The following is a 1,837-nucleotide window of genomic DNA, read 5'->3' as shown; positions in this document are numbered from 1 at the left end:
GGGCGGGAGTAGCGTGCCGGGCATGATGCGTGTGTGGGGGATGGCGGTCGTGCTGTTCGTCGTCGGCGGGGGGTACGGGCGCGGGCGCGGAGGCCGGCGGGGCGACGGGCGGCGGGGCGACCGGCGGCGGGGCCGCGGGCACGGGAGGGACGGCGGGCGCGGGCTGCGCGACGGGCGCGGGAGGGGCCGCAGGGGCAGGCGGGGCGACCGGCGGAGGCGCGGCGGCAGCCGGATAGCCGCCACCACCGGCCCCGCCGGTGAAGGCGCCGCCCCGCTCCAGCCGCTCCAGGCGTGCCTGGACGGACCGCTCGTCGCCGTAGGCGGCGGGCAGCAGCACGCGCGCGCAGATGAGTTCCAGCTGCAACCGCGGCGAGGTCGCCCCGCGCATCTCCGTCAGCCCGGCGTTGACCAGGTCGGCGGCGCGGCTCAGTTCGGCGGCGCCGAAGACCGAGGCCTGCGCCTGCATACGCTCCAGGACGTCCCGCGGGGCGTCGATGAGCCCCTTCTCGGCGGCGTCCGGCACAGCGGCGAGGATGACCAGGTCGCGCAGCCGCTCCAGCAGGTCGGCGACGAAGCGCCGCGGGTCGTGCCCGCCCTCGATGACCCGGTCGACGACCTGGAAGACCGCGGCCCCGTCCCCGGCGGCGAAGCCGTCGACGACATCGTCGAGCAGCGCCCCGTCGGTGTACCCGAGCAGCGCGGTGGCCATGGCATACGTCACACCGTCCGCCCCGGCCCCGGCGAGCAACTGGTCCATGACCGACATCGAGTCGCGTACGGACCCGGCCCCGGCCCGTACGACCAGCGGGAAGACCCCGTCCTCGACGGCGATGTCCTCCTGCCGGCAGACCTCGGCGAGGTGGTCCCGCAGCGTCCCGGGCGGCACGAGCCGGAAGGGGTAGTGGTGCGTCCGGGACCGGATCGTCCCGATGACCTTCTCGGGCTCGGTGGTGGCGAAGATGAACTTCAGATGCTCCGGAGGCTCCTCGACGACCTTGAGCAGCGCGTTGAAGCCGGCCGAGGTGACCATATGGGCTTCGTCGATGATGTAGATCTTGTACCGGCTGCCCGCGGGCCCGAAGAACGCCTTTTCCCGCAGGTCACGGGCATCGTCGACACCACCGTGCGAGGCGGCGTCGATCTCGATGACGTCGATCGACCCCGGCCCGTTCCTGGCCAGGTCCCGGCACGACCGGCACTCCCCGCAGGGCGTGGGCGTCGGCCCCTGCTCACAGTTCAGACACCGCGCGAGGATCCGCGCACTGGTCGTCTTCCCGCACCCGCGCGGCCCGCTGAACAGGTACGCATGATTGACCCGGTTGTTCCGCAGGGCCTGCTGCAACGGGTCGGTGACATGCTCCTGCCCGATGACCTCGGCGTAGGTCTCGGGGCGATAGCGGCGATACAGGGCGAGCGACACACCACGAGCCTAGCCGCGCCCACCGACAACCGTCCCCACCCACACAAAGACCCCCCACGCACCCGCCAGAGCCCACCTACCCTTGCTGCCTTCCGGCCCTGGGGGAGTTCAGCGAGATAGCGCCACGTGAGGGGCTACGCCCACCCTACCCGATCCCCCCACCCCCGAACGAGTTCGCTCCCACCCCCATCCGTCTTGTACTGTTCCCCACGGAGGATTCGCCTAGAGGCCTAGGGCGCACGCTTGGAAAGCGTGTTGGGGGCAACCCCTCACGAGTTCGAATCTCGTATCCTCCGCCAGTGCCTCACCGGGCACGACGTCGACCGGGGGTGCCCGGCGCGGTGCCGCCGTCGCAGACCAAGGGCCTGGAGTACGACGCGGTGCTGGTGGTGGCCCCCGAACGCATCCTCGCGGACG

The 1,837-nt window shown here is 72.3% G+C and carries 1 protein-coding gene, 1 tRNA gene and 1 other RNA gene; 1 reads left to right on the top strand and 2 read right to left on the bottom strand.

All coding sequences use genetic code 11. The annotated features are described in order from the left end of the window. A partial coding sequence (locus tag ACWERV_RS36730) for a DNA polymerase III subunit gamma and tau (protein ID WP_452941228.1) occupies positions 1–1,420 on the bottom strand: 1,420 nt, incomplete at its 3' end. A gap of 42 nt (positions 1,421–1,462) precedes the next feature. After that, positions 1,463–1,559, bottom strand: an RNA gene (gene ffs / locus ACWERV_RS36725) — signal recognition particle sRNA small type. A gap of 72 nt (positions 1,560–1,631) precedes the next feature. On the opposite strand from ffs, the gene ACWERV_RS36720 reads away from it, so the two are divergent. Continuing rightward, positions 1,632–1,719 (top strand) — tRNA-Ser (locus ACWERV_RS36720). Positions 1,720–1,837: the final 118 nt, after the last annotated feature.

This window comes from Streptomyces sp. NPDC004031 (genome assembly GCF_053604375.1).
This window is presented reverse-complemented; position numbering and strand designations above follow the sequence as displayed.